Source organism: Nonomuraea polychroma (assembly GCF_004011505.1).
GTDB lineage: Bacteria > Actinomycetota > Actinomycetes > Streptosporangiales > Streptosporangiaceae > Nonomuraea > Nonomuraea polychroma.
This window is the reverse complement of record NZ_SAUN01000001.1, coordinates 10,486,726-10,510,181: the sequence shown is the minus strand read 5'-3', so window position 1 is coordinate 10,510,181 and position 23,456 is coordinate 10,486,726. Positions and strand designations below refer to the sequence as shown.

25 protein-coding genes are annotated in these 23,456 nt (G+C 66.4%); 1 reads left to right on the top strand and 24 read right to left on the bottom strand.

Annotation, left to right across the window (positions count from 1 at the left end; genetic code table 11):
* Nucleotides 1-4: 4 nt before the first annotated feature.
* From rplE to EDD27_RS48975, 24 genes are all read right to left on the bottom strand, one after another.
* The gene (gene rplE / locus EDD27_RS49090; RefSeq protein WP_127939595.1) at nucleotides 5-580 is read right to left on the bottom strand and encodes a 50S ribosomal protein L5; all 576 of its coding nucleotides are present in this window, start codon (nucleotides 578-580) and stop codon (nucleotides 5-7) included.
* On the bottom strand, nucleotides 580-888 hold the full coding sequence (gene rplX, locus EDD27_RS49085) for a 50S ribosomal protein L24 (protein ID WP_127939594.1): 309 nt from the start codon (nucleotides 886-888) through the stop codon (nucleotides 580-582). The genes rplE and rplX overlap by 1 nt, the downstream gene beginning before the upstream one ends.
* Nucleotides 888-1,259: a 50S ribosomal protein L14 gene (gene rplN, locus EDD27_RS49080; RefSeq protein ID WP_026214151.1), complete on the bottom strand. Its 372-nt coding sequence runs from the start codon at nucleotides 1,257-1,259 to the stop codon at nucleotides 888-890. Before rplN ends, rplX begins: the two co-directional genes overlap by 1 nt.
* A gap of 191 nt (nucleotides 1,260-1,450) precedes the next feature.
* Complete coding sequence (rpsQ, locus tag EDD27_RS49075) at nucleotides 1,451-1,741, bottom strand: 30S ribosomal protein S17 (protein WP_127939593.1); 291 nt, start codon at nucleotides 1,739-1,741, stop codon at nucleotides 1,451-1,453.
* Nucleotides 1,734-1,970: a 50S ribosomal protein L29 gene (gene rpmC, locus EDD27_RS49070; protein ID WP_080047279.1), complete on the bottom strand. Its 237-nt coding sequence runs from the start codon at nucleotides 1,968-1,970 to the stop codon at nucleotides 1,734-1,736. The genes rpsQ and rpmC overlap by 8 nt, the downstream gene beginning before the upstream one ends.
* On the bottom strand, nucleotides 1,970-2,389 hold the full coding sequence (gene rplP / locus EDD27_RS49065) for a 50S ribosomal protein L16 (RefSeq protein ID WP_106253402.1): 420 nt from the start codon (nucleotides 2,387-2,389) through the stop codon (nucleotides 1,970-1,972). Before rplP ends, rpmC begins: the two co-directional genes overlap by 1 nt.
* Before the next feature lie 2 nt (nucleotides 2,390-2,391).
* Complete coding sequence (gene rpsC, locus EDD27_RS49060) at nucleotides 2,392-3,219, bottom strand: 30S ribosomal protein S3 (protein WP_127939592.1); 828 nt, start codon at nucleotides 3,217-3,219, stop codon at nucleotides 2,392-2,394.
* Nucleotides 3,219-3,572, bottom strand: a complete 354-nt coding sequence (gene rplV, locus EDD27_RS49055; protein ID WP_020542306.1) for a 50S ribosomal protein L22 — start codon at nucleotides 3,570-3,572, stop codon at nucleotides 3,219-3,221. Before rplV ends, rpsC begins: the two co-directional genes overlap by 1 nt.
* A 24-nt stretch (nucleotides 3,573-3,596) precedes the next feature.
* Nucleotides 3,597-3,875: a 30S ribosomal protein S19 gene (gene rpsS, locus EDD27_RS49050; RefSeq protein ID WP_127939591.1), complete on the bottom strand. Its 279-nt coding sequence runs from the start codon at nucleotides 3,873-3,875 to the stop codon at nucleotides 3,597-3,599.
* An 11-nt stretch (nucleotides 3,876-3,886) separates the two neighbouring features.
* Entirely contained in the window at nucleotides 3,887-4,723 is an 837-nt protein-coding gene (rplB, locus tag EDD27_RS49045) for a 50S ribosomal protein L2 (protein WP_127939590.1), read from the bottom strand.
* Nucleotides 4,724-4,828: 105 nt separating this feature from the next.
* Nucleotides 4,829-5,131, bottom strand: a complete 303-nt coding sequence (gene rplW / locus EDD27_RS49040) for a 50S ribosomal protein L23 (RefSeq protein WP_127939589.1) — start codon at nucleotides 5,129-5,131, stop codon at nucleotides 4,829-4,831.
* Nucleotides 5,131-5,793 (bottom strand): 50S ribosomal protein L4, encoded by a 663-nt coding sequence (gene rplD, locus EDD27_RS49035; protein ID WP_127939588.1) that lies wholly within the window; start codon nucleotides 5,791-5,793, stop codon nucleotides 5,131-5,133. Before rplD ends, rplW begins: the two co-directional genes overlap by 1 nt.
* Nucleotides 5,790-6,443, bottom strand: coding sequence for a 50S ribosomal protein L3 (gene rplC / locus EDD27_RS49030; protein WP_127939587.1), 654 nt, complete (start codon nucleotides 6,441-6,443; stop codon nucleotides 5,790-5,792). The genes rplD and rplC overlap by 4 nt, the downstream gene beginning before the upstream one ends.
* A 14-nt stretch (nucleotides 6,444-6,457) precedes the next feature.
* Nucleotides 6,458-6,766 carry a 30S ribosomal protein S10 gene (gene rpsJ, locus EDD27_RS49025; RefSeq protein ID WP_012887830.1) on the bottom strand — a complete coding sequence of 103 codons (309 nt, stop codon included), beginning with the start codon at nucleotides 6,764-6,766 and terminating at the stop codon, nucleotides 6,458-6,460.
* Between the two features lie 252 nt (nucleotides 6,767-7,018).
* A complete protein-coding gene (tuf, locus tag EDD27_RS49020; protein ID WP_127939586.1) occupies nucleotides 7,019-8,212 on the bottom strand; it encodes an elongation factor Tu in 1,194 nt (397 codons plus the stop codon).
* Between the two features lie 150 nt (nucleotides 8,213-8,362).
* On the bottom strand, nucleotides 8,363-10,411 hold the full coding sequence (gene fusA, locus EDD27_RS49015; RefSeq protein ID WP_241564652.1) for an elongation factor G: 2,049 nt from the start codon (nucleotides 10,409-10,411) through the stop codon (nucleotides 8,363-8,365).
* A gap of 90 nt (nucleotides 10,412-10,501) precedes the next feature.
* Entirely contained in the window at nucleotides 10,502-10,972 is a 471-nt protein-coding gene (gene rpsG / locus EDD27_RS49010; protein ID WP_020542314.1) for a 30S ribosomal protein S7, read from the bottom strand.
* A 2-nt stretch (nucleotides 10,973-10,974) separates the two neighbouring features.
* Nucleotides 10,975-11,349: a 30S ribosomal protein S12 gene (gene rpsL / locus EDD27_RS49005; RefSeq protein WP_020542315.1), complete on the bottom strand. Its 375-nt coding sequence runs from the start codon at nucleotides 11,347-11,349 to the stop codon at nucleotides 10,975-10,977.
* 965 nt (nucleotides 11,350-12,314) lie between these two features.
* Nucleotides 12,315-16,190 (bottom strand): DNA-directed RNA polymerase subunit beta', encoded by a 3,876-nt coding sequence (locus EDD27_RS49000; protein WP_127939584.1) that lies wholly within the window; start codon nucleotides 16,188-16,190, stop codon nucleotides 12,315-12,317.
* 17 nt (nucleotides 16,191-16,207) lie between these two features.
* Nucleotides 16,208-19,678, bottom strand: coding sequence for a DNA-directed RNA polymerase subunit beta (gene rpoB / locus EDD27_RS48995; protein ID WP_127939583.1), 3,471 nt, complete (start codon nucleotides 19,676-19,678; stop codon nucleotides 16,208-16,210).
* Between the two features lie 457 nt (nucleotides 19,679-20,135).
* Nucleotides 20,136-20,621, bottom strand: coding sequence for a hypothetical protein (locus EDD27_RS48990; RefSeq protein WP_127939582.1), 486 nt, complete (start codon nucleotides 20,619-20,621; stop codon nucleotides 20,136-20,138).
* Between the two features lie 8 nt (nucleotides 20,622-20,629).
* Nucleotides 20,630-21,130, bottom strand: a complete 501-nt coding sequence (locus EDD27_RS48985; RefSeq protein WP_127939581.1) for a hypothetical protein — start codon at nucleotides 21,128-21,130, stop codon at nucleotides 20,630-20,632.
* A 193-nt stretch (nucleotides 21,131-21,323) separates the two neighbouring features.
* Complete coding sequence (locus EDD27_RS48980) at nucleotides 21,324-22,325, bottom strand: ABC transporter ATP-binding protein (RefSeq protein ID WP_127939580.1); 1,002 nt, start codon at nucleotides 22,323-22,325, stop codon at nucleotides 21,324-21,326.
* Between the two features lie 91 nt (nucleotides 22,326-22,416).
* Complete coding sequence (locus EDD27_RS48975; protein WP_206642004.1) at nucleotides 22,417-22,983, bottom strand: TetR/AcrR family transcriptional regulator; 567 nt, start codon at nucleotides 22,981-22,983, stop codon at nucleotides 22,417-22,419.
* An 88-nt stretch (nucleotides 22,984-23,071) separates the two neighbouring features.
* Here EDD27_RS48975 and EDD27_RS48970 point away from each other — a divergent pair, with 88 nt between their 5' ends.
* Nucleotides 23,072-23,455, top strand: a complete 384-nt coding sequence (locus tag EDD27_RS48970) for a nuclear transport factor 2 family protein (RefSeq protein ID WP_127939579.1) — start codon at nucleotides 23,072-23,074, stop codon at nucleotides 23,453-23,455.
* The last annotated feature ends 1 nt before the right edge of the window (nucleotide 23,456 follow it).

The following is a 23,456-nucleotide window of genomic DNA, read 5'->3' as shown; positions in this document are numbered from 1 at the left end:
TGGATCAGGCCTCCTTGAAGGGGAACCCGAGGAGCTTCAGCAGCGCCCGGCCCTGTTCGTCGTTCGTCGCGGTGGTCACGATCGTGATGTCCATGCCCCGCGGCCGGTCGACCTTGTCCTGGTCGACCTCGTGGAACATGACCTGCTCGGTCAGACCGAACGTGTAGTTGCCGTTGCCGTCGAACTGCTTGGGCGACAGGCCGCGGAAGTCCCTGATACGGGGCAGCGCCAGCGCCAGCAGCCGGTCGAGGAACTCCCACATGCGGTCGCCGCGCAGCGTGACGTGCGCGCCGATCGGCATGCCCTCACGCAGCTTGAACTGCGCGATGGACTTGCGCGCCCGGACGACGGCCGGCTTCTGGCCGGTGATCGCGGTGAGGTCGCGAACGGCGCCCTCGATGAGCTTCGAGTCACGAGCCGCCTCGCCCACGCCCATGTTGACCTTGATCTTGGTCAGGGCCGGGATCTGCATGACGTTCTCGATGCCGAACTGCTCGCGAAGCTGCTGCGCGATCTCTTCGCGGTACTTCGTCTTGAGTCGCGGCGTCGGGCGCTCGGTCTCAGTGGTCGTGGCGGTCATCAGCTGTCCTCACCCGTCTTCTCGTCGGCCGTCTTCTCGTCGGCCTTCTTGTCGGCGGGCTTCTCGTCCTTGAGCTTCTTCACGTTCGAGACGTGGATCGGGCCCTCCATGGTCTGCACGCCGCCGGTCTTGGCGCCGCGCGGACCCTGGTGGGTCTCCTTCGAGTGCTTCTTGATCATGTTGACGCCCTCGACCACCACGCGGTCCTCGCGCGGGAGAGTGGCGATCACACGGCCCTTGGCACCCCGGTCCTTGCCGGCGATGACCTGAACGAGGTCACCCTTCTTCACATGCAACGACTTCGGCATTACAACACCTCCGGGGCGAGCGAGATGATGCGCATGAACTTCTTGTCGCGCAGCTCGCGGCCGACCGGGCCGAAGATACGAGTGCCGCGAGGGTCACCGCTGTCCTTGATGATGACGGCGGCGTTCTCGTCGAAGCGGATGTAGGAGCCGTCGGGCCGGCGGCGCTCCTTGACAGTGCGGACGATGACGGCCTTGACCACGTCGCCCTTCTTGACGCCAGTGCTGCCCGGCAGCGCGTCCTTGACAGTGGCGACGATGACGTCGCCGATACCGGCGTAGCGTCGGCCCGAGCCACCGAGAACACGGATGCAAAGGATCTCCTTTGCGCCCGTGTTGTCGGCGACCTTGAGCCGCGACTCCTGCTGGATCACGTTGAACTCCTGTTAGTCGCGCCGGTTCTCATTTCTGAGCCTGGCGGAACCCGTCGTTGTCTTGTTCCCCCGGCCACAGCCCTCTCAGAGGGCCGCACCGCAGGCGACGCGGGACCTGGTGGCCCCGCGTCCTTGGACGCCGTCATGGGGGCTCTGAGAGCCCCCACGAGGCGCGGTATATCCGAGAAGGGTTACTTGGCCTTCTCGAGGATCTCCACGACCCTCCACCGCTTGGTGGCGGAGAGGGGGCGGGTCTCCATGAGCAGCACGCGGTCGCCGACGCCGCAGGCGTTGGCCTCGTCGTGCGCCTTGTACTTGGTCGTACGGCGGATGACCTTGCCGTACAGGCGGTGCTTCACGCGGTCCTCGACGGCGACGACGACGGTCTTGTCCATCTTGTCGCTGACGACCAGGCCCTCACGGACCTTGCGGAAGTTCCGCGCGTTCTCGGTGGTGTTCTCAGTGGTCTCAGTCTCAGCCATCGCTCGTCTCCTTCTCGACCGTGACGATGCCGAGCTCACGCTCGCGCATCACGGTGTAGATACGGGCGATCTCGCGGCGGACGGCACGCAGCCGCCCGTGGCTCTCCAACTGACCGGTCGCCGCCTGGAAGCGGAGGTTGAACAGCTCCTCCTTGGCCTCCTTGAGCTTCTGGACCAGGGTGTCCTGGTCCTCCACTCGCAGCTCGCCGGCGGTCAGGCCCTTAGCCATCACGCCTCACCCACTTCACGCTTAACGATCTTGCACTTCATCGGGAGCTTGTGAATCGCCCTGGTGAGCGCCTCACGCGCCACCGACTCCGCCACGCCGGACAGCTCGAACATCACGCGTCCGGGCTTGACGTTGGCGATCCACCACTCCGGCGAGCCCTTACCGGAACCCATGCGGGTCTCGGCGGGCTTCTTGGTGAGGGGGCGGTCGGGGTAGATGTTGATCCACACCTTGCCGCCACGGCGGATGTGACGGGTCATGGCGATACGAGCGGACTCGATCTGGCGGTTGGTCACGTAGGAGTGCTCAATCGCCTGAATGCCGAACTCGCCGAACACGACCCTGGTGCCGCCCTTGGCGGCTCCGCTGCGGTCAGGCCGGTGCTGCTTGCGGTGCTTGACCCTGCGCGGGATCAGCATGGTCAGCTCCCTTCAGCACCCGGCTGCGCGGCCGGGCCGGTCTCGGGGGCAGCCTGGGAGGCCGCCTCGGTGCGGGGGGCGCGGCCGCCACGACGCGGGCGGTCGCCACCACGACGGGGACGCTCACCGCCACCACGACGGTCGTCACGCTCGCGACGCTGGCCGGCACGAGCGCCGGCGGCAGCCGCCTCGCGCTCGGCGCGGCTGGTCGGAGCCTCGCCCTTGTAGATCCAGACCTTCACGCCGATGCGGCCGAAGGTCGTACGGGCCTCGTAGAAGCCGTAGTCGATGTCCGCGCGGAGCGTGTGCAGCGGCACCCGGCCCTCGCGGTAGAACTCCGACCTCGACATCTCGGCGCCGCCCAGACGACCCGCGCACTGGACACGGATGCCCTTGGCGCCGGACTTCATGGCCGACTGCATCGCCTTGCGCATGGCACGGCGGAACGAGACACGGCTGGACAGCTGCTCGGCCACGCCCTGCGCGACGAGCTGCGCGTCGATCTCCGGGTTCTTGACCTCGAGGATGTTGAGCTGGACCTGCTTCTTGGTCAGCTTCTCCAGGTCGCCACGGATACGGTCCGCCTCGGCGCCGCGCCGGCCGATCACGATGCCGGGACGCGCGGTGTGGATGTCCACCTGTACGCGGTCCGTGGTGCGCTCGATCTCGACCTTGGAGATGCCGGCCCGCTCCATGCCCTTCTGCAGCATGCGGCGGATCGCCACGTCCTCGGCGACGTACGACTTGTACAGCTTGTCGGCGTACCACCGGCTCTTGAAGTCGGTCGTGATGCCGAGGCGGAACCCGTGCGGGTTAACCTTCTGGCCCACTATCGGGTCCTTCCCTTCGGCTCGCGGGACTCCACGATCACAGTGATGTGGCTCGTCCGCTTGTTGATCCGATAGGCGCGACCCTGTGCACGCGGGCGGAACCGCTTCAGCGTCGGGCCCTCGTCGACCCACGCCCGGCTGACGACGAGCGTCTGCGGGTCGAGGTCGAAGTTGTGCTCCGCGTTCGCCATCGCGCTGCTGAGCACCTTGTAGATCGGCTCGCTCGCCGACTGGGGAGCGAACTGCAGCACGGCCTGCGCCTCCGAAGCGGGCAGCCCGCGAATGAGGTCCACCACGCGGCGGGCCTTCTGGGGCGTGACACGGACGAACCGCGCCTGAGCCCTGGCTTCCATCGCTTTCTCCTACTTCCGGGACGCTTACCGCCGGCTGCGGCGGTCTTCCTTGACGTGGCTGCGGAACGTCCGCGTGGGGGCGAACTCTCCGAGCTTGTGGCCGATCATGGACTCGGTGATGAACACCGGGACGTGCTTGCGGCCGTCGTGCACGGCGATCGTGTGCCCGAGCATGTCAGGAACGATCATGGAGCGCCGCGACCACGTCTTGATGACGTTCTTGGTGCCCTTCTCGTTCTGGGCGTCCACCTTCTTGGCGAGGTGGTCGTCCACGAAGGGACCCTTCTTAAGGCTACGTGGCATTTCGGCTGCTCCTACCGCTTCTTCCTCTTGCTCCGACGACGGATGATCAGCCGGTCGCTGGACTTGTTGGCCTGGCGGGTGCGGCCCTCGGGCTTGCCCTTCGGGTTCACCGGGTGGCGACCGCCGGAGGTCTTGCCCTCACCACCACCGTGCGGGTGGTCGACGGGGTTCATCGCGACACCGCGGACGGTGGGGCGCTTGCCCTTCCACCGCATGCGGCCGGCCTTGCCCCAGTTGATGTTGGCCTGCTCGGCGTTGCCGACCTGGCCCACCGTCGCCCGGCAGCGCACGTCGACCATGCGCATCTCACCGGACGGCATACGCAGGGTGGCGTACTGGCCTTCCTTGGCGAGCAGCTGGATCTGGGCGCCCGCGCTACGACCGAGCTTGGCGCCGCCGCCCGGACGGAGCTCCACCGCGTGGATGAAGGTACCGGTCGGGATGTTGCGCAGCGGCAGGCAGTTGCCCGGCTTGATGTCGGCCGCGGGGCCGTTCTCGATACGGTCGCCCTGCTTGAGGCCCGTCGGCGCGATGATGTAGCGCTTCTCGCCGTCGGCGTAGTGGAGCAGAGCGATATTGGCGGTGCGGTTGGGGTCGTACTCGATGTGAGCGACCTTGGCCGGAATGCCGTCCTTGTCATGCCTACGGAAGTCAATGATCCGGTAGGCGCGCTTGTGACCGCCGCCCTGGTGGCGCGCGGTGACTCGGCCGTGTACGTTGCGGCCGCCCTTACCGTGAAGGGGCGCAAGCAACGACTTCTCGGGCTCGCTGCGGGTGATCTCGGAGAAGTCCGAGACACTCGATCCGCGGCGACCCGGAGTGGTCGGCTTGTACTTACGGATGCCCATCTTTTTCGTTCATCCTTCGTCGGTTACATGGGTGAGCCCGCCGCACCGAAGTGCGACGGTCTCTCCCCGCGCAAGCCCTGCGGCCGGCGCTCACTTCTATGGCTGCTAGCCGATCTGACCGAAGATGTCGATCCGATCGCCCTCGACCAGGCTCACGATCGCGCGCTTGGTGTCGGGACGCTTGCCGTAGCCGGTACGGGTGCGCTTGCGCTTGCCCTGCCGGTTGATCGTGTTCACGTCGGTGACCTTGACCCCGAAGATCTGCTCAACAGCGATCTTGACCTCGGTCTTGTTCGCGGTCTTCTTCACCAGGAACGTGTACTTGTTGTGCTCGTCGATCAGGCCGTAGCTCTTCTCAGAGACGACCGGCTTGATGATGACGTCACGCGGGTCGGCGATCTTCTCCATCAGGCCTCTTCTCCCTTGCTGGACGCCGCCGTCGCGGAAAGCCGAGCGACGACCTGGTCGTACGCCTCCTGGGTGAAGACCACGTCGTCGGACACGAGCACGTCGTACGTGTTGAGCTGCCCCGCGTCCAGCAGGTGGACCTCAGGGGCGTTGCGCAGGCTCAGCCACGTCAGCTCGTCGGCCTCGTCGACCACGACGAGCACCCGCGGAGCCTGCGTGACCTTGCGCAGCGCCTCGAGCGCCGCCTTGGTCTTGGGGGTCTCCCCCGGGACCAGGGAGCTGACCACGTGGACGCGGCCGCCGCTCGCGCGGTCGGACAGGGCGCCGCGCAGCGCGGCGGCCTTCATCTTCTTGGGCGTGCGCTGCGAGTAGTCACGCGGCACTGGACCGTGGACGGTGCCACCGCCGGCGAACTGCGGCGCGCGGGTCGAGCCCTGACGGGCGCGGCCGGTGCCCTTCTGGCGGTACGGCTTCTTGCCGCCGCCGGAGACCTCACCACGGTTCTTGGCCTTGTGAGTGCCCTGCCGGCGAGCGGCGAGCTGGGCCACGACCACCTGGTGGATCAGCGGAACGTTGACCTTGGTCCCGAAGATGTCCTCAGGCAGGTCAACCGTGCCGGTCTTCGCCCCGCTGGGGTCGAGGACGTCAATAGTGGTGCTCACTTGGATGCCCCCTTCTTGGCAGCGGTACGGACGAGGACCAGGCTGCCGTTGGCGCCGGGGATCGCACCCTTGATCAGGATGAGACCCTTCTCGGCGTCCACGGAGTGAACCTTGAGGCTCTGCACAGTGGTGCGGACGTTACCCATCCGGCCAGCCATGCGCAGACCCTTGAAAACGCGGCCCGGGGTGGCGCAGCCACCGATGGAACCCGGCGAGCGGTGCTTGCGCTGCGTACCGTGCGACGCGCCCAGACCACCGAAGCCGTGCCGCTTCATGACACCGGCGAAGCCCTTGCCCTTGCTCTTGCCCGTCACGTCGACGAACTGGCCGGCCTCGAAGGTGTCGGCCAGCAGCTCCTGGCCCAGGGTGTAGTCGCTCGCGTCGTCGGTGCGGATCTCCGCGAAGTAACGGCGCGGGGTGATGTCGTGCTTGCGCAGGTAGTCGCCGAGCGGCTTGTTGACCTTCCGGGGGTCGACCTGCCCGAAGCCGAGCTGGATGGCGGAGTAGCCGTCCTTGTCGGCGGTGCGGACGCGGGTCACCACGCACGGACCGGCCTCGACCACGGTCACCGGAACCATCCGGTTGTCCGCGTCGAAGACCTGGGTCATGCCGAGCTTCTTGCCCAGGACGCCCTTGATCGTCTTAGCCATGTCAGTGCGTTCCCTCAGAGCTTGATCGAAATGTCGACACCCGCGGGGAGGTCGAGACGCATGAGCGAGTCAACCGTCTTGGGGGTCGGGTCGATGATGTCAATCAGCCGCTTGTGCGTGCGCATCTCGAAGTGCTCGCGGCTGTCCTTGTACTTGTGCGGCGAGCGGATGACGCAGTACACGTTCTTCTCGGTCGGCAGCGGCACCGGGCCCGCGACCTTCGCGCCAGTCCGCGTCACCGTCTCGACGATCTTCTTGGCCGAGCTATCGATGACCTCGTGGTCATAGGCCTTAAGCCGGATGCGGATCTTCTGTCCCGCCATAGTGGCCTCGGTGTCCTTCGCTGTCGTCTGAAAAAGTATCGTGCGGCCTGTTGCCGCTGTGCTGGTGCAGGCCAGAGCCTGCTTGACCCCACGAGGCAGACGTAGTCGATCTGCCTTTTCTTCCGTGATCCGGCAGTGACTTCGGTCACGAGGCCGAAGCTACTGCTGGATCACGGCGCTTTGCGCGGGGCTCTTACGTGGTGCGACGGTCGGACCCGAGGTTCGGGGCCGACCGCCGCCCCGACGGTCTAGCTACTTGATGATCTTCACGACCCGGCCGGCGCCGACGGTGCGGCCACCCTCACGGATCGCGAACTTGAGGCCTTCCTCCATGGCGATGGGCTGGATCAGCTCAACGCGCATCTCGGTGTTGTCGCCCGGCATGACCATCTCGGTGCCCTCAGGGAGGTGCACGACACCGGTCACGTCAGTCGTACGGAAGTAGAACTGCGGGCGGTAGTTGTTGAAGAACGGCGTGTGGCGGCCGCCCTCGTCCTTGGACAGGATGTAGACCTGGCCGGTGAACTCGGTGTGCGGGGTCGTGGTGCCCGGCTTGATGATGCACTGGCCGCGCTCGACCTCGTCGCGCTTGATGCCGCGGAGCAGCAGGGCGGCGTTGTCACCGGCGTGACCCTCGTCGAGCATCTTGTTGAACATCTCGATGCTGGTGACGGTGGTGGTCGTCTTCTCCGTCTTGATGCCGATGATGTCGACCTGCTCGTTGACCTTGACGACACCGCGCTCGATACGGCCGGTGACGACCGTGCCGCGACCGGTGATCGAGAAGACGTCCTCGACCGGCATGAGGAACGGCTTGTCCGTCTCACGCGGCGGCTCAGGAACGTTCTCGTCCACGGCGTTCATCAGCTCGACGATGCTGTCGGCCCACTTCTCGTCGCCCTCGAGAGCCTTGAGCGCGGAGACGCGGACGACCGGCAGGTCGTCGCCGGGGAACTCCTGAGCGGACAGGAGCTCACGGACCTCCAGCTCGACGAGCTCGAGGATCTCCTCGTCGTCCACCATGTCGGCCTTGTTGAGGGCCACGACGATGTAGGGGACGCCGACCTGGCGGGCCAGGAGGACGTGCTCCTTCGTCTGCGGCATCGGGCCGTCGGTAGCGGCGACCACGAGGATGGCGCCGTCCATCTGCGCGGCACCGGTGATCATGTTCTTGACGTAGTCCGCGTGACCCGGGCAGTCAACGTGCGCGTAGTGACGCTTCTCCGTCTGGTACTCGACGTGCGCGATCGAGATCGTGATGCCGCGAGCCTTCTCCTCGGGCGCCTTGTCGATCTTGTCGAACGGGGTCGCCTTGTTCAGCTCGGGGAAACGGTCGTGGAGCACCTTGGTGATCGCCGCGGTCAGCGTGGTCTTGCCGTGGTCGATGTGCCCAATGGTGCCGATGTTCATGTGCGGCTTGGTCCGCTCGAACTTGGCCTTAGCCACTGGTTCTCTCCTTGAGAATCTGACTGACTTTCGTCTACACACTCGGGCCCGGGAACTCCCGAACCCCTTGGCGGCGGGGTGGCTCTCACCACCCCACCAGGGACCAGGACAGAAGTCCTGGCCCGATCCCTCGCGGGATCGGACCAGAAGCTACTCGCCCCGGGCCTTCGCGACGATCTCCTTGGCGATGCCCGGAGGCACCTCTGCGTAGGAGTCGAACTGCATGCTGTAGCTCGCGCGCCCCTGCGTCTTGCTACGAAGGTCGCCCACGTAGCCGAACATCTCAGACAGCGGCACGAGCGCCTGGACGACACGGGCGCCGGCCCGCTCGTCCATCGCCTGGATCTGCCCGCGGCGACCGTTGAGGTCACCGATGACGTCACCCATGTAGTCCTCGGGCGTGGTGACCTCAACGGCCATCATCGGCTCGAGAAGCACTGCGTCGGCCTTGCGCGCGGCCTCCTTGAAGGCCATCGAGCCGGCGATCTTGAACGCCATCTCCGAGGAGTCGACGTCGTGCGCGGCACCGTCGATCAGCGTCACCTTCACGCCCACCATCGGGTAGCCGGCCAGCACGCCGAACTCGGCGGCCTCCTGAGCACCCGCATCGACCGAGGGGATGTACTCCCTCGGGACGCGGCCGCCCGTGACCTTGTTCTCGAACTCGTAGCCGTCGTTGCCTTCGCCCAGCGGCTCGAGGTTGATGATCACCCGCGCGAACTGGCCGGAACCACCGGTCTGCTTCTTGTGGGTGTAGTCGAGCTTCTCCACCTTGCGGCGGATGGTCTCGCGGTAGGCCACCTGCGGACGACCGACGTTGGCCTCGACCTTGAACTCGCGACGCATACGGTCGACGAGGATCTCCAGGTGAAGCTCGCCCATGCCCCAGATGACCGTCTGGCCGGTCTCCTCGTCCCTGCGGACCTGGAAGGACGGGTCCTCCTCGGCCAGACGCTGGATCGCGGTCGACAGCTTCTCCTGGTCGCCCTTGGTCTTGGGCTCGATGGCGACGTTGATGACCGGAGCCGGGAACGTCATCGACTCGAGCACGACCTGGTTCGACGGGTCGGACAGGGTGTCACCGGTCGTGGTGTCCTTCAGACCCATGACCGCGACGATCTGACCGGCGATGGCCGTCGGGCGCTCTTCGCGCTTGTTGGCGTGCATCTGGTAGATCTTGCCGATCCGCTCCTTCTTACCCTTCACAGAGTTGACGACCTGTGAACCGGTCTCGAGCGTGCCCGAGTAGATGCGGATGTACGTGAGCTTGCCCAAGTGGGGGTCGCTGGCGATCTTGAAGGCCAGAGCGGAGAACGGCTCCGTCGGGTCCGCGTGACGCTCGATCACCTGGTCCTCCTTGCCGACCGCGTGGCCCTTGAAGGCCGGGATGTCGGTCGGGGCGGGGAGGTAGGCGACGATCGCGTCGAGCAGGGGCTGCACGCCCTTGTTCTTGAACGCGGTGCCGCAGAGCACCGGGTTGATGGCGCTGGCCAGCGTGGCGCGGCGGATGGCCGCGACCAGCTGCTCCTCGGTGGGCTCCTGGCCCTCGAGGAAGAGCTCCATCAGCTCGTCGTCGTTCTCGGCGACGGTCTCGATGAGACGGTCCCGCCACTCGCGAGCGGCCTCGGCGTGGTCGGCCGGGATGTCGACGGTGTCGTACATCTCGCCCTTGGCGGCCTCGGCGCTCCAGATGAGACCCTTCATCTTGATGAGGTCGATGACGCCCTTGAAGTCGGCCTCAACGCCCCACGGAAGCTGGATCACAGCCGGGGTCGCACCCAGGCGGCTGACCATCATCTCGACGCAGCGGTGGAACTCCGCACCGACCCGGTCCATCTTGTTGACGAAGCAGATCCGGGGAACTTCGTAGCGGTCAGCCTGGCGCCACACCGTCTCCGACTGCGGCTCGACACCCGCGACGCCGTCGAACACGGCAACCGCACCGTCCAGGACGCGGAGCGAACGCTCCACCTCGATGGTGAAGTCGACGTGACCCGGAGTGTCGATGATGTTGATGGTGTGACCGATCCACTCACAGGTGGTCGCGGCAGACGTGATCGTGATGCCGCGCTCCTGCTCCTGCTCCATCCAGTCCATCGTGGCAGCGCCCTCGTGGACCTCACCGATCTTGTAGTTGATACCGGTGTAGAACAGGATGCGCTCGGTCGTGGTGGTCTTGCCCGCGTCGATATGGGCCATGATCCCAATATTGCGGACCTTGGCCAGGTCAAGAGCGGTCGTAGCGGCCACTTTAACTCGCGTCCTCGTCGTCTCGTCGAACCCGCCGGGTTACCAGCGGTAGTGGGCGAAGGCCTTGTTGGACTCGGCCATCTTGTGGGTGTCCTCGCGCTTCTTGACGCTCGCCCCGAGGCCGTTGCTGGCGTCGAGGAGTTCGTTCATGAGGCGCTCAGTCATGGTCTTCTCGCGGCGGGCGCGGGAGTACTGCACCAGCCAGCGCAGGGCCAGGGTGGTGCTGCGCGCGGCGCGCACCTCGACCGGCACCTGGTAGGTCGCGCCACCGACCCGGCGGCTGCGGACCTCGAGAGTGGGCTTGACGTTGTCGAGCGCGCGCTTCAGGGTGACGACCGGGTCGTTGCCCGTCTTCTCCCTGCAGCCCTCGAGGGCGCCGTAAACGATCGACTGCGCGATGGAGCGCTTGCCGTCCAGAAGCACCTTGTTGATCAGAGCGGTGACCAGCGGCGAGCTGTAAACCGGGTCAGCCATGAGCTGACGACGGCCAGGAGAACCCTTACGAGGCATTGTTAGCTCTTCTCCTTCTTCGCGCCGTAGCGGCTACGGGCCTGCTTGCGGTTGCGGACACCCTGGGTGTCCAGCGAACCGCGGATGATCTTGTAGCGAACACCAGGCAGGTCCTTCACACGACCGCCACGCACGAGCACGATGGAGTGCTCCTGCAGGTTGTGGCCCACACCGGGGATGTAGGCCGTGACCTCAATGCCGTTCGTGAGCCGAACGCGGGCCACCTTACGCAGTGCCGAGTTGGGCTTCTTCGGGGTCGTGGTGTAGACGCGCTGGCACACGCCGCGCCGCTGCGGACTCCCCTTGAGGGCAGGAGTCTTGGTCTTGGAGACCTTGTCCTGCCGGCCCTTGCGGACCAACTGCTGAATAGTGGGCACTGCCACTCCGTTTCGTGCCTTGGCCGGTGTTACGTCAGTTGTGGTGCATTTCGCAGGTTCTGCCGGTGTCATGACCTGCTGGTTTTACCCGTCTCGGCGCCCCCGCGCTCGGGCGTGTCGCGCTATTCACGCAGACGTCCCGCGAGGTTTACGAGCCAGGAAGCCGTCCCGCACTCGTAATGAGCGCACGGTCGAGAGCCCGCATAGAGACGGGCACGATGTCCAAGACTACCCAGGCCCATGCGACACGTCAAAACGGCGCGACATAGCAGGCAAGCCATGCCACTCCGGATCGCCGGGGCCTACTCATCCAGCCCATCTACAGCTCCACACCAATGATATAGGCTCCCGCATCCTTCCGTCCGCCGTACGCCCAACCGTCACCTGACCGCGACCAACCACCGACCGCTTGCCGGGGCCCCGCTGGGCTCGCGTTGACACGTCCCGCAGAACGCCTGCCCGAACCCGGCCCCACAAGGCACCGTAACGCCAGCCGGCCCACGCCTCGCCTCGGACCCTGGCCCACGGTGCGCCGTAGCGGCGGCCCACCACTGAAGGGCTCAGAAACCGTCTCCCTGGAGGGTCCTCAGCCCCGTACGGCGACTGGAACGGCCACGGCACCGCCGTAACGAAAGAAGGGGTTGACGGCACACGCCCACCGGGCGCGACGGACCCGCGCAGAAACCCCCGAAACCCAAGCGCCTCGCGAAGGAGCGCGACCTCGGCGGAAAAGCAGCGCGCCCGGGCCTCTCGGACGAGAGACCCGGGCGCGTTACCTGAAAACCTGGACGGCGCGGACCTCTCGGACGAGAGACCCGGGCGCGTTACCTGGAAACCTGGACGGCGCGGGCCTCTCGGACGAGAGACCCGGGCGCGTCACCTAGAGATGGGCGGGGCCTCTCGAACGAGTCGAACCAGTCGAACAAGTCGACCGAGAGACCCTGCCCCTTCCGATGAGCGAGAATTCACCGGTTGTACTGACCGAAGTCGTACTCCTCCAGCGGAACCGCCTCGCCACTGCCCGTGCCGAACGTGTAGTCCGCCGCGGAGCCGTCGTAGCCACCGACCGTGTACATGGCCGCCTTGGCCTCTTCGGTCGGCTCCACCCGGATGTTCCGGTACTGCGGCATGCCCGTGCCGGCCGGGATGAGCTTACCGATGATGACGTTTTCCTTCAGACCCAGCAGCGAGTCGGACTTGGCGTGGATAGCCGCGTCCGTCAGCACCCTGGTCGTCTCCTGGAAGGACGCCGCCGACAGCCAGGACTCGGTCGCGAGCGAGGCCTTCGTGATGCCCATGAGCACCGGACGACCGGCGGCCGGGGAGCCGCCCTCCGCCACCGTCTCGCGGTTCATCAGCTCGAAGCGCGGCCGCTCCACGAGCTCGCCGGGCAGCAGGTCGGTGTCGCCGGACTCCAGCACGTTGACCCTCTTCAGCATCTGCCGAACGATGATCTCGATGTGCTTGTCGTGGATCGACACACCCTGGGACCGGTAGACCTGCTGGACCTCCGCCACCAGGTGCAGCTGCACGGCCCGCGGGCCGAGGATGCGCAGCACCTCGTTGGGGTTGACCGCACCGGCGACCAGCTGCTGACCGACCGAGACGCGCTGACCGTCCTGCACCAGCAGGCGCGACCGCATCGAGACCGGGTAGGCGATCTCCTCCGAGCCGTCGTCCGGAGTGATGACGATCTTCCTGGTCTTGTCGGTCTCGTCGATCCTGACCCGGCCCTCAGCCTCGGAGATCGGGGCGACACCCTTGGGGATGCGCGCCTCGAACAGCTCCGTGACACGGGGCAGACCGTGGGTGATGTCGGCGCCGGCCACACCACCGGTGTGGAAGGTCCGCATCGTCAGCTGCGTGCCGGGCTCACCGATCGACTGGGCGGCGATGATGCCGACCGCCTCGCCGACGTCCACGAGCTTGCCGGTGGCCAGCGAGCGGCCGTAGCACGTCGCGCAGACACCGATCTTCGCCTCGCAGACGAGCGCGCTACGCGTGCGCACGGTCTCGACCCCGGCCTCGACCAGCTTCGTCACGTGGGTGTCGTTGATGTCGACGCCCGCCGGGACGATGACCTTGCCGTCGACCTCGACGTCCTCGGCCAGGATGCGGCCGTGCACGTTGGACTCGGCGTTCTCCGCCTTGACCAGGTTGCCGGACGCGTCCCTGTCGGCCACGTGCAGCGGGACCGCGCGGTCGGTGCCGCAGTCGATCTCACGCACGATGACGTCCTGCGCCACGTCCACCAGACGACGGGTCAGGTAACCCGAGTCGGCGGTACGCAGAGCGGTGTCGGCCAGACCCTTCCGCTGACCGTGGGTGGAGATGAAGTACTCCAGCACCGACAGGCCCTCGCGGAACGAGGCCTTGATCGGCCGCGGGATCGTCTCACCCTTGGTGTTGGACACGAGGCCGCGGATGCCGGCGATCTGCCGGACCTGCATCTTGTTACCACGGGCGCCGGAGTTGACCATCATCCAGACCGGGTTGGTCGCCGGGAAGGCGTTGACCATGTCGGTCTCGACGTCGGCCGTCGCGTGCGTCCAGATCTCGATGAGCTCCTGACGGCGCTCCTCGTCGGTGATCAGACCGCGCTCGTACTCGCGCTGGACCTTGTCGGCCCGGCGCTCGTAGTTCTCCATGATCTCGGTCTTGTTGGGCGGCGCGACGACGTCCTCGATCGAGATCGTGACGCCGGAGCGGGTCGCCCAGCGGAAGCCGGCGTCCTTGAGCGCGTCGAGCGACGCGGCGACCTCGATCTTCGGGTAGGTCTCCGCCAGCTCGTTCACGATCACGGACAGCTGCTTCTTGCCGACCTGGAAGTCGACGAACGGGTAGCTCTCCGGCAGCGTCTGGTTGAACAGGCACCGGCCGAACGTCGTCTCCAGCCTGAGCGGGTCACCCTGCTCCCAGCCCTCGGGAGCGACCCAGTCGCGCGGCGGCAGGACGTCCTTCAGCCGGATCTGGATCTTCGCCTGGATCTCCAGCTCGCCACGGTCGAAGGCCATCTGCGCCTCGGCGATCGAGCCGAACACGCGGCCCTCGCCGATCGCGCCGTCCTTCTGGGTGGTCAGCCAGTAGAGGCCGATGACCATGTCCTGAGTGGGCATCGTCACGGGCTTGCCGTCGGCCGGCTTGAGGATGTTGTTGGTCGAGAGCATCAGGATGCGTGCCTCGGCCTGGGCCTCAGCCGACAGCGGCAGGTGCACGGCCATCTGGTCGCCGTCGAAGTCCGCGTTGAACGCGGTGCAGACGAGCGGGTGGATCTGGATGGCCTTGCCCTCGACCAGCTGCGGCTCGAACGCCTGGATGCCCAGGCGGTGGAGCGTCGGAGCGCGGTTGAGCAGCACCGGGTGCTCGGTGATGACCTCTTCGAGCACGTCCCACACCACGGGACGGGCACGCTCGACCATCCGCTTGGCCGACTTGATGTTCTGCGCGTGGTTGAGGTCCACGAGCCTCTTCATCACGAACGGCTTGAACAGCTCCAGCGCCATCTGCTTGGGCAGACCGCACTGGTGCAGCTTGAGCTGCGGGCCGACGACGATGACCGAACGGCCGGAGTAGTCGACTCGCTTGCCCAGCAGGTTCTGGCGGAAACGACCCTGCTTACCCTTCAGCATGTCGCTGAGGGACTTCAGCGGCCGGTTGCCGGGACCGGTGACCGGGCGACCGCGGCGGCCGTTGTCGAACAGCGCGTCCACGGCCTCCTGCAGCATCCGCTTCTCGTTGTTCACGATGATCTCGGGCGCGCCGAGGTCGAGCAGACGCTTGAGGCGGTTGTTCCGGTTGATGACCCGGCGGTAGAGGTCGTTGAGGTCGGACGTCGCGAACCGGCCACCGTCGAGCTGCACCATCGGGCGCAGGTCCGGCGGGATGACCGGAATGCAGTCCAGCACCATGCCACGCGGCGAGTTGGTGGTGTTGAGGAACGCCGACACGACCTTGAGCCGCTTGAGCGCGCGGGCCTTCTTCTGGCCCTTGCCGCTGCGGATGGTCTCGCGCAGGTTTTCGGCCTCGGCGTCGAGGTCGAAGCTGATCAGGCGGTCCTGGATCGCCTGCGCACCCATGCCGCCCTTGAAGTAGCGGCCGAAGCGGTCACGCATCTCGCGGTAGAGCAGCTCGTCGCCCTCGAGGTCCTGGACCTTGAGGTTCTTGAAGCGGCTCCAGACCTCGTCGAGCCGGTCCAGCTCACGCTGGGCGCGGTCGCGCAGCTGGCGCATCTCGCGCTCGGCGCCCTCGCGGACCTTGCGGCGCTGGTCGCCCTTGGCGCCGGCAGCCTCCAGCTCGGCCAGGTCGGCCTCGAGCTTCTTCTGCCGGGCCTCGACGTCGGCGTCGCGGCGCTGCTCGATGTGCTGCCGCTCGACGGAGATCTTCGCCTCCAGCGAGGGCAGGTCACGCTCACGCATCTCGGTGTCGACATGCGTGATCATGTAGGCCGCGAAGTAGATGACCTTCTCCAGGTCCTTCGGGGCCAGGTCGAGCAGGTAGCCGAGGCGCGACGGGACGCCCTTGAAGTACCAGATGTGCGTGACCGGCGCGGCCAGCTCGATGTGGCCCATCCGCTCACGGCGCACCTTGGCCCGGGTCACCTCGACGCCGCAGCGCTCACAGATGATGCCCTTGAACCGGACGCGCTTGTACTTACCGCAGTAGCACTCCCAGTCCCGGGTGGGGCCGAAGATCTTCTCGCAGAAGAGCCCGTCCTTTTCCGGCTTGAGGGTTCGGTAGTTGATCGTCTCGGGCTTCTTGACCTCGCCGTGCGACCACTGACGGATGTCGTCGGCGGTCGCAAGACCGATCCTGAGCTCGTCGAAGAAGTTGACGTCTAGCATTTTCTGCGATCTCCCCCTCAGACTTCTTCCACGCTGCTCGGCTCACGCCGGGACAGATCGATGCCGAGCTCCTCCGCGGCGCGGAAGACGTCCTCGTCGGTGTCGCGCATCTCGATGGACATGCCGTCGCTGGAGAGCACCTCGACGTTCAGGCACAGCGACTGCATTTCCTTGATGAGGACCTTGAAGGACTCCGGAATGCCGGGCTCGGGGATGTTCTCGCCCTTGACGATGGCCTCGTAGACCTTCACTCGGCCGAGGACGTCGTCGGACTTGATGGTCAGCAGCTCCTGCAGGGCGTAGGCGGCGCCGTACGCCTCCAGCGCCCACACCTCCATCTCACCGAAGCGCTGCCCACCGAACTGGGCCTTACCGCCGAGCGGCTGCTGGGTGATCATGGAGTAGGGGCCGGTCGACCGAGCGTGAATCTTGTCGTCGACCAGGTGGAGCAGCTTGAGGATGTAGATGTAGCCGACCGAGATCGGGTACGGGAACGGCTCGCCGGAGCGACCGTCGAACAGCTGGGCCTTGCCGGTCTCCTGCACCATGCGGTCACCGTCGCGGTTGGCCACGGTGTTGCTGAGCAGGCCGACGATCTCCGCCTCGTGCGCGCCGTCGAAGACCGGGGTGGCGACGTTGGTGCGCGGGGCGACCTTCTCGAAGCCCTTCTCGCGCAGCCGGTCGGCCCAGGCCTCCTGGATGCCGGAGATGTCCCAGCCTCTGGCGGCGATCCAGCCGAGGTGGGTCTCCAGCACCTGGCCGACGTTCATCCGGCCGGGCACGCCCAGCGGGTTGAGGATGATGTCGACCGGGGTGCCGTCCTCCAGGAACGGCATGTCCTCGACCGGCAGGATCTTGGAGATGACACCCTTGTTGCCGTGCCGGCCGGCCAGCTTGTCACCATCGGTGATCTTGCGCTTCTGCGCCACATAGACGCGGACCAGCTCGTTGACGCCCGGAGGAAGCTCATCACCCTCCTCACGGGAGAACACCCGCACCCCGATGACCTTGCCCTGCTCGCCGTGCGGCACCTTCAACGAGGTGTCACGGACCTCACGGGCCTTCTCACCGAAGATCGCACGCAGCAGCCGCTCCTCCGGCGTCAGCTCGGTCTCACCCTTCGGGGTGACCTTGCCGACCAGGATGTCACCGGGCACGACCTCGGCGCCGATGCGGATGATGCCCCGCTCGTCCAGGTCGGCCAGCACCTCCTCGGAGACGTTCGGGATGTCCCGGGTGATCTCCTCCGGGCCCAGCTTGGTGTCCCGGGCGTCGACCTCGTGCTCCTCGATGTGGATCGAGGACAGCACGTCGTCCTGCACCAGCCGCTGCGACAGGATGATCGCGTCTTCGTAGTTGTGGCCCTCCCACGGCATGAACGCCACCAGAAGGTTCTTGCCCAGCGCCATCTCACCCTTGTCGGTGCACGGGCCGTCGGCGATGACCTGGTTGACCTCCACCCGGTCGCCCTCGGCCACGATGGGCTTCTGGTTGAAGCTCGTGCCCTGGTTGGAGCGCTTGAACTTCGCGACGCGGTAGGTGGTCCGGGTGCCGTCGTCGTTCATGACGGTGATGTAGTCGGCGGAGACCTCCTCGACCACACCGGCCTTCTCGGCGCTGATGACGTCGCCGGCGTCGGTCGCGGCACGGTATTCCATGCCGGTGCCGACCAGCGGCGCCTCGCTCTTGAGCAGCGGCACCGACTGGCGCTGCATGTTGGAGCCCATGAGCGCCCGGTTGGCGTCGTCGTGCTCCAGGAAGGGGATCATCGCGGTGGCCACCGACACCATCTGGCGCGGCGACACGTCGATGTAGTCGACCTCCTCGGCACGGGCGAGCTCGGTCTCACCGCCCTTGGTGCGGACCAGGACGCGGGACTCGGCGAACGATCCGTCGGCGTTGAGCGCCGTGTTGGCCTGCGCCTTGACGTAGCGGTCCTCTTCGTCGGCGGTGAGGTAGTCGATCTGTTCGGTCACCTTGCCGTCGACGACCTTGCGGTAAGGAGTCTCGACGAAGCCGAACGCGTTGATCCGGCCGTAGGAGGCCAGCGAGCCGATCAGACCGATGTTGGGACCTTCAGGGGTCTCGATCGGGCACATCCGGCCATAGTGGGACGGGTGCACGTCACGGACCTCGAAGCCGGCCCGCTCACGGGACAGACCACCGGGACCCAGCGCGGACAGACGCCGCTTGTGCGTCAGGCCAGCCAGCGGGTTGGTCTGGTCCATGAACTGCGACAGCTGCGAAGTGCCGAAGAACTCCTTGATCGACGCCACGACCGGGCGGATGTTGATCAGGGTCTGCGGCGTGATCGCCTCGACGTCCTGCGTGGTCATGCGCTCACGCACGACCCGCTCCATACGGGCCAGGCCCAGACGGACCTGGTTCTGGATCAACTCGCCGACGCTACGCAGGCGGCGGTTGCCGAAGTGGTCGATGTCGTCGACCTCGACGATGACCTCGCGGTCACCCGCGCCCGGCATCGACTCCTCGCCCGCGTGCAGGCGGACGATGTACTCGATCGTGGCGACGATGTCGTCTTCGGTCAGCGTGCCCTGGGTGATCTCCGCGTCGACACCCAGCTTCTTGTTGATCTTGTAGCGGCCCACCTTGGCCAGGTCATACCGCTTGGGATTGAAGTAGAGATTCTCCAGCAAGGTCTGCGCCGACTCCTTGGTCGGCGGCTCACCCGGCCGCAGCTTGCGATAAATGTCCAGCAGCGCGTCATCCTGGCCGGCCGTGTGGTCCTTCTCCAGGGTGGCCCGCATCGACTCGTACTGGCCGAAACGCTCGAGAATCTGATCGCTGGTCCAGCCCAGTGCCTTAAGAAGCACGGTGACGGCCTGCTTGCGCTTACGGTCGATGCGCACACCGACGCTGTCGCGCTTGTCGATCTCGAACTCCAGCCACGCACCGCGCGACGGGATGACCTTGCAGCCGTACAGATCCTTGTCCGACGTCTTGTCGACATTACGTTCGAAATAGACGCCAGGCGAACGGACCAGCTGCGAGACCACGACACGCTCGGTGCCGTTGATGATGAACGTGCCCTTCGGCGTCATGAGCGGGAAATCCCCCATGAACACCGTCTGGCTCTTGATCTCACCAGTGGTGTTATTGATGAACTCCGCCGTCACGAACATCGGGGCGGAGAAGGTCATGTCCTTGTCTTTGCACTCGTCTACGGAGTACTTCGGCGGCTCGAAGCGGTGGTCGCGGAACGACAAGGACATGGTCCCCGAGAAGTCCTCGATCGGACTGATCTCTTCGAAGATCTCTTCGAGGCCCGACTGGGTCGGGACGTCCTTGCGCCCGGCCTGACGAGCCGCCTCTACCCGGGCCTTCCACTTCTCGTTTCCGAGCAGCCAATCGAAAGACTCGGTCTGCAGAGCGAGAAGGTCAGGAACTTCGAGAGGCTCCTGGATGCGCGCAAATGACACGCGACGGGGACCAGCGGGTACGGCGGAGGCGTTGCGCGAGGCTGCCAACAGATGTCCTTCCGAGGGCTCGCGGCGGACTGACTACACGCACGCCAGACAACCTCGCAACGTGAGCAAGCATCGCGGGTCGTCAAAGGGCAGCGCAAAGGGGCAGTGTAGCCGAACGGCACACGCCTGTCCACTTCGCTCTCGCTGCATGCTCCACGTTGGTCGCAGCATCGCCCGTTCAGGCGGAAACGTCAAGCCCGCGAGCCGGACTTTTGGCCGACTGGGGGCCCCGACGCTGGGTTTTCTCCCCTGTGTGACCGATCGCCTACCGCACAGGCCCAAGACGATACCCGCGAACGGGGGCGGTTAACGCTCTGTCACACCAGGGGTCGAACCCATGCCGACAACCGGTGTAGCTGTGACTGGGGTACCCCTGTCATATGCATCGCTAAACCAGATTTTTGGTAACAATTGAAGGAAGCGGCACGCCCGCCGGGGCTGGGAGGCCCCGAGGGCTTCATGCGGTGCCCAGCAAGGTCGACAAGCCGGCGGCCAGCCAGCGAGAGTCCTGCCGCACCATGACGAGCCTGACCCGGTTCTGCGCGAACTCGTGCTGGGGGCTGGTTTCGCCGGAGATCTCCTTGACCGTAGCAGTGTTCACGAAGAGCAGAACCTCGACGCGGTCAGGCTCGGCCCGCTCCACCCCGGCTGCCAGCACCGCGATGGTCCGGACGATCTTCTCCGCCTTGGCCCTGGAGACCAGACTCGTGGCCAATTCTTTGTAGTGGCCGGTCAGTTCACCGGTGGTGTGCGCCCCGGCGCGCACCAGATCCTCCTCAACGGTCCGGTAGTCGTACGAGAGCAGGTCGGGCGCGACCTTCCTGGCCGCGACCACGGCCTCGGCGCCGGCCGCGTCGGCGTCGCGAAGGTCACGCAGGTTGAACCACATCGTGGGCACCAGCACGCCCGCGACGACCACGAGCAAGCCCAGCACGACAATCATGGACGTCCTCACAGCACCCGCACCGCCTTGGAGACCAGCCAGGCGCCGCCGACCTTGTCCAGGTCCATCGACCACCGGTGATACCGCGCCTCAGGCGGGTTCTTCGAGCCGTCCCAGCGGATCTCCACGTCCGCCACGACCAGCACCTTGGCCTTCGCACCAGCCAGCGAGACGAGCCCGGTGGCGCGCAGCACGCCCTGCTGGACGATCTTGCTCCCGACCGCGGTGGACTTGACCTTGTCCGTGGTGGCGGCGTATTCGGCCCTGGCCGCCCCCGTGGAGGTCTCGAGAAGGCGCCGCAGGTCGGCCTCGACGGTCCGGTAGTCCAGCGAGATCAGGTTCTTGGCGTGGGCGCCCGCCGCCAGCAGCGCGGCTTCCTTGTCGCCTGCCCTGCCCTGCTCCTCGCGTGCCTCCACGGCGATCCACACGCCCAGCCCGACCAGCACCGCCAGCATCCCGCTGAGCGACGCGATCAGGATGCGGGCGGGCCGAACGTCGAGCCCTGTCACGTCTGCCTCACCCCTTCCCGCGCGCCTGGCCGCCGCCGGATCATAACGCGACGGTCACGCCTGGAGCCCCTGAACCAACCGAGACGGCAAGGAAGGGGCGAATGGCTTGCAGGATCCCGCAATTGCCCCCATACGGCCCTCAGAGGCTCGCTGAGCGCTCGTTCCAGGCCGGCCCAAGCAAAGAGGCGGGGCCCTACTTGACGCCGTGCAGGTAGGCGTTGACCAGGCGCGGGTATTCCTCCAGCCAGTTGCGGCCGCGCTCGTCCACGAACGAGCCCTGCGGCGGAATCACGCCGTTGGCGGCCAGCCAGGTGCCGGGCGGCTGCTGGGCACGGCGGATCCGGTTGCCGGTCGGCATGAGCTGCGGCGGGATCGGCGGCAGCGCGCCGGGATCGTGTCCCATCTGGGCCTCGGCCTCCAGCTCGGAGATGTCCTTCTCCTCCGACATGCCGATCGGGCCATGCCTTCTGGCGTTGAGGAACTGCCGGACCACCGGCTCGTCGCTCGACAACAACATCTCGCGCGGGCCGAACATCACCAGCTCCCGCCGGAAGAGCAGCCCGATGCTGTCGGGCACCGTACGGGCGGTGTTGATGTCGTGCGTCACGATCAGGAACGTCGCCTCGACCTCGGCGTTGAGATCGACGATGAGCTGGTTGAGATACGCCGTGCGCACCGGGTCGAGCCCGGAGTCCGGCTCGTCGAACAGGATGATCTCCGGATCGAGCACCAGCGCCCTGGCCAGTCCCGCCCGCTTGCGCATGCCGCCCGAGATCTCCCCCGGCAGCTTGCGCTCCGCGCCGAGCAGGCCCACCAGCTCCATCTTCTCCATCACGATCTGGCGGATCTGGGACTCGCTCTTCTTGGTGTGCTCGCGCAGCGGGAAGGCGATGTTGTCGTAGAGGTTGAGCGAGCCGAACAACGCGCCGTCCTGGAACAGCACGCCGAAGAGCCTGCGCAGCTCGTAGAGCTTGCTCTCGGTGCAGTTGGCCAGGTCGTAGCCGTCGATCCAGATGTGGCCCCGGTCCGGCCGCTGCAGCCCGACCAGCGTCTTGAGAAAGACCGACTTGCCGGTGCCCGACGGGCCGAGCAGCACGGAGATCTCGCCCGCGGGCAGGGTGAGGGAGACGTCCTCCCAGATGACCTGGCGGCCGAACGACTTGGTGAGCCCGTCCACGACGACTTCGACGCCCACTGGGTCACCTTCCCGGACTAGGGGATGATGCCCTCACCGTAACGAGGTCCGTCGGGGCGGTGACCCGAACCGAGAACTTGTTACTAGGCGGTTATGAGACTGTCGGTCCAGTAAGCGCCCGCAGGCTCGGGCGCAGCACGCGCGCGATCTCCTCCTGGGGTACGTCACGCAGTTCGTCCAGCTCGAGCAGCTGGTGGCCGACCGTCACGCCGAGCATGACCATGGTCATCAGCGCCGCGCGCAGGCGGGCGTCCTCGCCCGGGATCGAGTCGGCCAGCCGGTCGATCTGCTTGCCCAGCAACTCCCGTGCCGACGCGGCGGCCTCGGGGTGGGTCAGCATGGAGCGCATCATGGCCAGCGAGCTCTGCGGCAGCTCGCCGATCTTCATGGAGAGCGCGCCGATCAGCTGGTCGACGAGCTCGTCGGCGTCCAGCCCGGCGTCGGGGACCGGCGCCACGCGCACGGCTTGACGGAAGAGCTCCTGCTTGCTCCCGAAGTACTGCATGACCAGGGCGGGATCGACCGCGGCCGCCCGCGCGACGGCCCTGATCGTGGTGCGCTCGAACCCCATGTCCGCGAAGAGCGTCCTGGCCGCGTCGAGGATCCTGCCCTCGGTCCTGCGCCGTCGTTCGGCCCGGGGAAGCAGTCTCTCGCTCACGCTCTGACTCTACACACGTTGACCGTTTCGATATTTCCGCTCTACGCTCGTTGAGTCAACGGCTGTTGAGTGAAATGAGGGGCCATCCATGTCCATCGACGAGATCGTCACCGGCTACCACGACGCGATGCTCCACAAGTCGGCCGACGCTCTGGCCGACCTCTACGCCGAGGACGGCCTGCACGAGTTCCCGTTCGGCGGGCTGCCGCCGTACGAAGGGAGGGAGGAGATCCGCGCGGGCTACCGCGCGTCCTGGGGTGCGACGCCGGCCCAGGTCCAGGAGGTACGCAGACTCGCGCTGCACCGCACGGAGGATCCCGAGGTCGTCGTGGTGGAGCAGGACACCTACGTCACGGCCGGGGACCGGTCGATCACGGTCCCCGGCCTCCTGGTCCTCCGGATCAGGAACGGTGAGATCGTCCACACGCGGGACTACATGGACACGTCCGCCATCGCCAGAGTCCGCGCCTGAC

Coding starts and splice junctions, on each gene's coding strand:
- rplE (WP_127939595.1), bottom strand. CDS start 580: ATGACCGCCACGACCACTGAGACCGAGCGCCCGACGCCGCGACTCAAG.
- rplX (WP_127939594.1), bottom strand. CDS start 888: ATGCCGAAGTCGTTGCATGTGAAGAAGGGTGACCTCGTTCAGGTCATC.
- rpsQ (WP_127939593.1), bottom strand. CDS start 1,741: ATGGCTGAGACTGAGACCACTGAGAACACCACCGAGAACGCGCGGAAC.
- rpmC (WP_080047279.1), bottom strand. CDS start 1,970: ATGGCTAAGGGCCTGACCGCCGGCGAGCTGCGAGTGGAGGACCAGGAC.
- rplP (WP_106253402.1), bottom strand. CDS start 2,389: ATGCTGATCCCGCGCAGGGTCAAGCACCGCAAGCAGCACCGGCCTGAC.
- rplV (WP_020542306.1), bottom strand. CDS start 3,572: ATGGAAGCCAGGGCTCAGGCGCGGTTCGTCCGTGTCACGCCCCAGAAG.
- rpsS (WP_127939591.1), bottom strand. CDS start 3,875: ATGCCACGTAGCCTTAAGAAGGGTCCCTTCGTGGACGACCACCTCGCC.
- rplB (WP_127939590.1), bottom strand. CDS start 4,723: ATGGGCATCCGTAAGTACAAGCCGACCACTCCGGGTCGCCGCGGATCG.
- rplW (WP_127939589.1), bottom strand. CDS start 5,131: ATGGAGAAGATCGCCGACCCGCGTGACGTCATCATCAAGCCGGTCGTC.
- rplC (WP_127939587.1), bottom strand. CDS start 6,443: ATGGCTAAGACGATCAAGGGCGTCCTGGGCAAGAAGCTCGGCATGACC.
- rpsJ (WP_012887830.1), bottom strand. CDS start 6,766: ATGGCGGGACAGAAGATCCGCATCCGGCTTAAGGCCTATGACCACGAG.
- fusA (WP_241564652.1), bottom strand. CDS start 10,411: ATGGCCCATATCGACGCGGGCAAGACCACCACGACCGAGCGCATCCTG.
- rpsG (WP_020542314.1), bottom strand. CDS start 10,972: ATGCCTCGTAAGGGTTCTCCTGGCCGTCGTCAGCTCATGGCTGACCCG.
- EDD27_RS49000 (WP_127939584.1), bottom strand. CDS start 16,190: ATGCTAGACGTCAACTTCTTCGACGAGCTCAGGATCGGTCTTGCGACC.
- EDD27_RS48990 (WP_127939582.1), bottom strand. CDS start 20,621: ATGATTGTCGTGCTGGGCTTGCTCGTGGTCGTCGCGGGCGTGCTGGTG.
- EDD27_RS48970 (WP_127939579.1), top strand. CDS start 23,072: ATGTCCATCGACGAGATCGTCACCGGCTACCACGACGCGATGCTCCAC.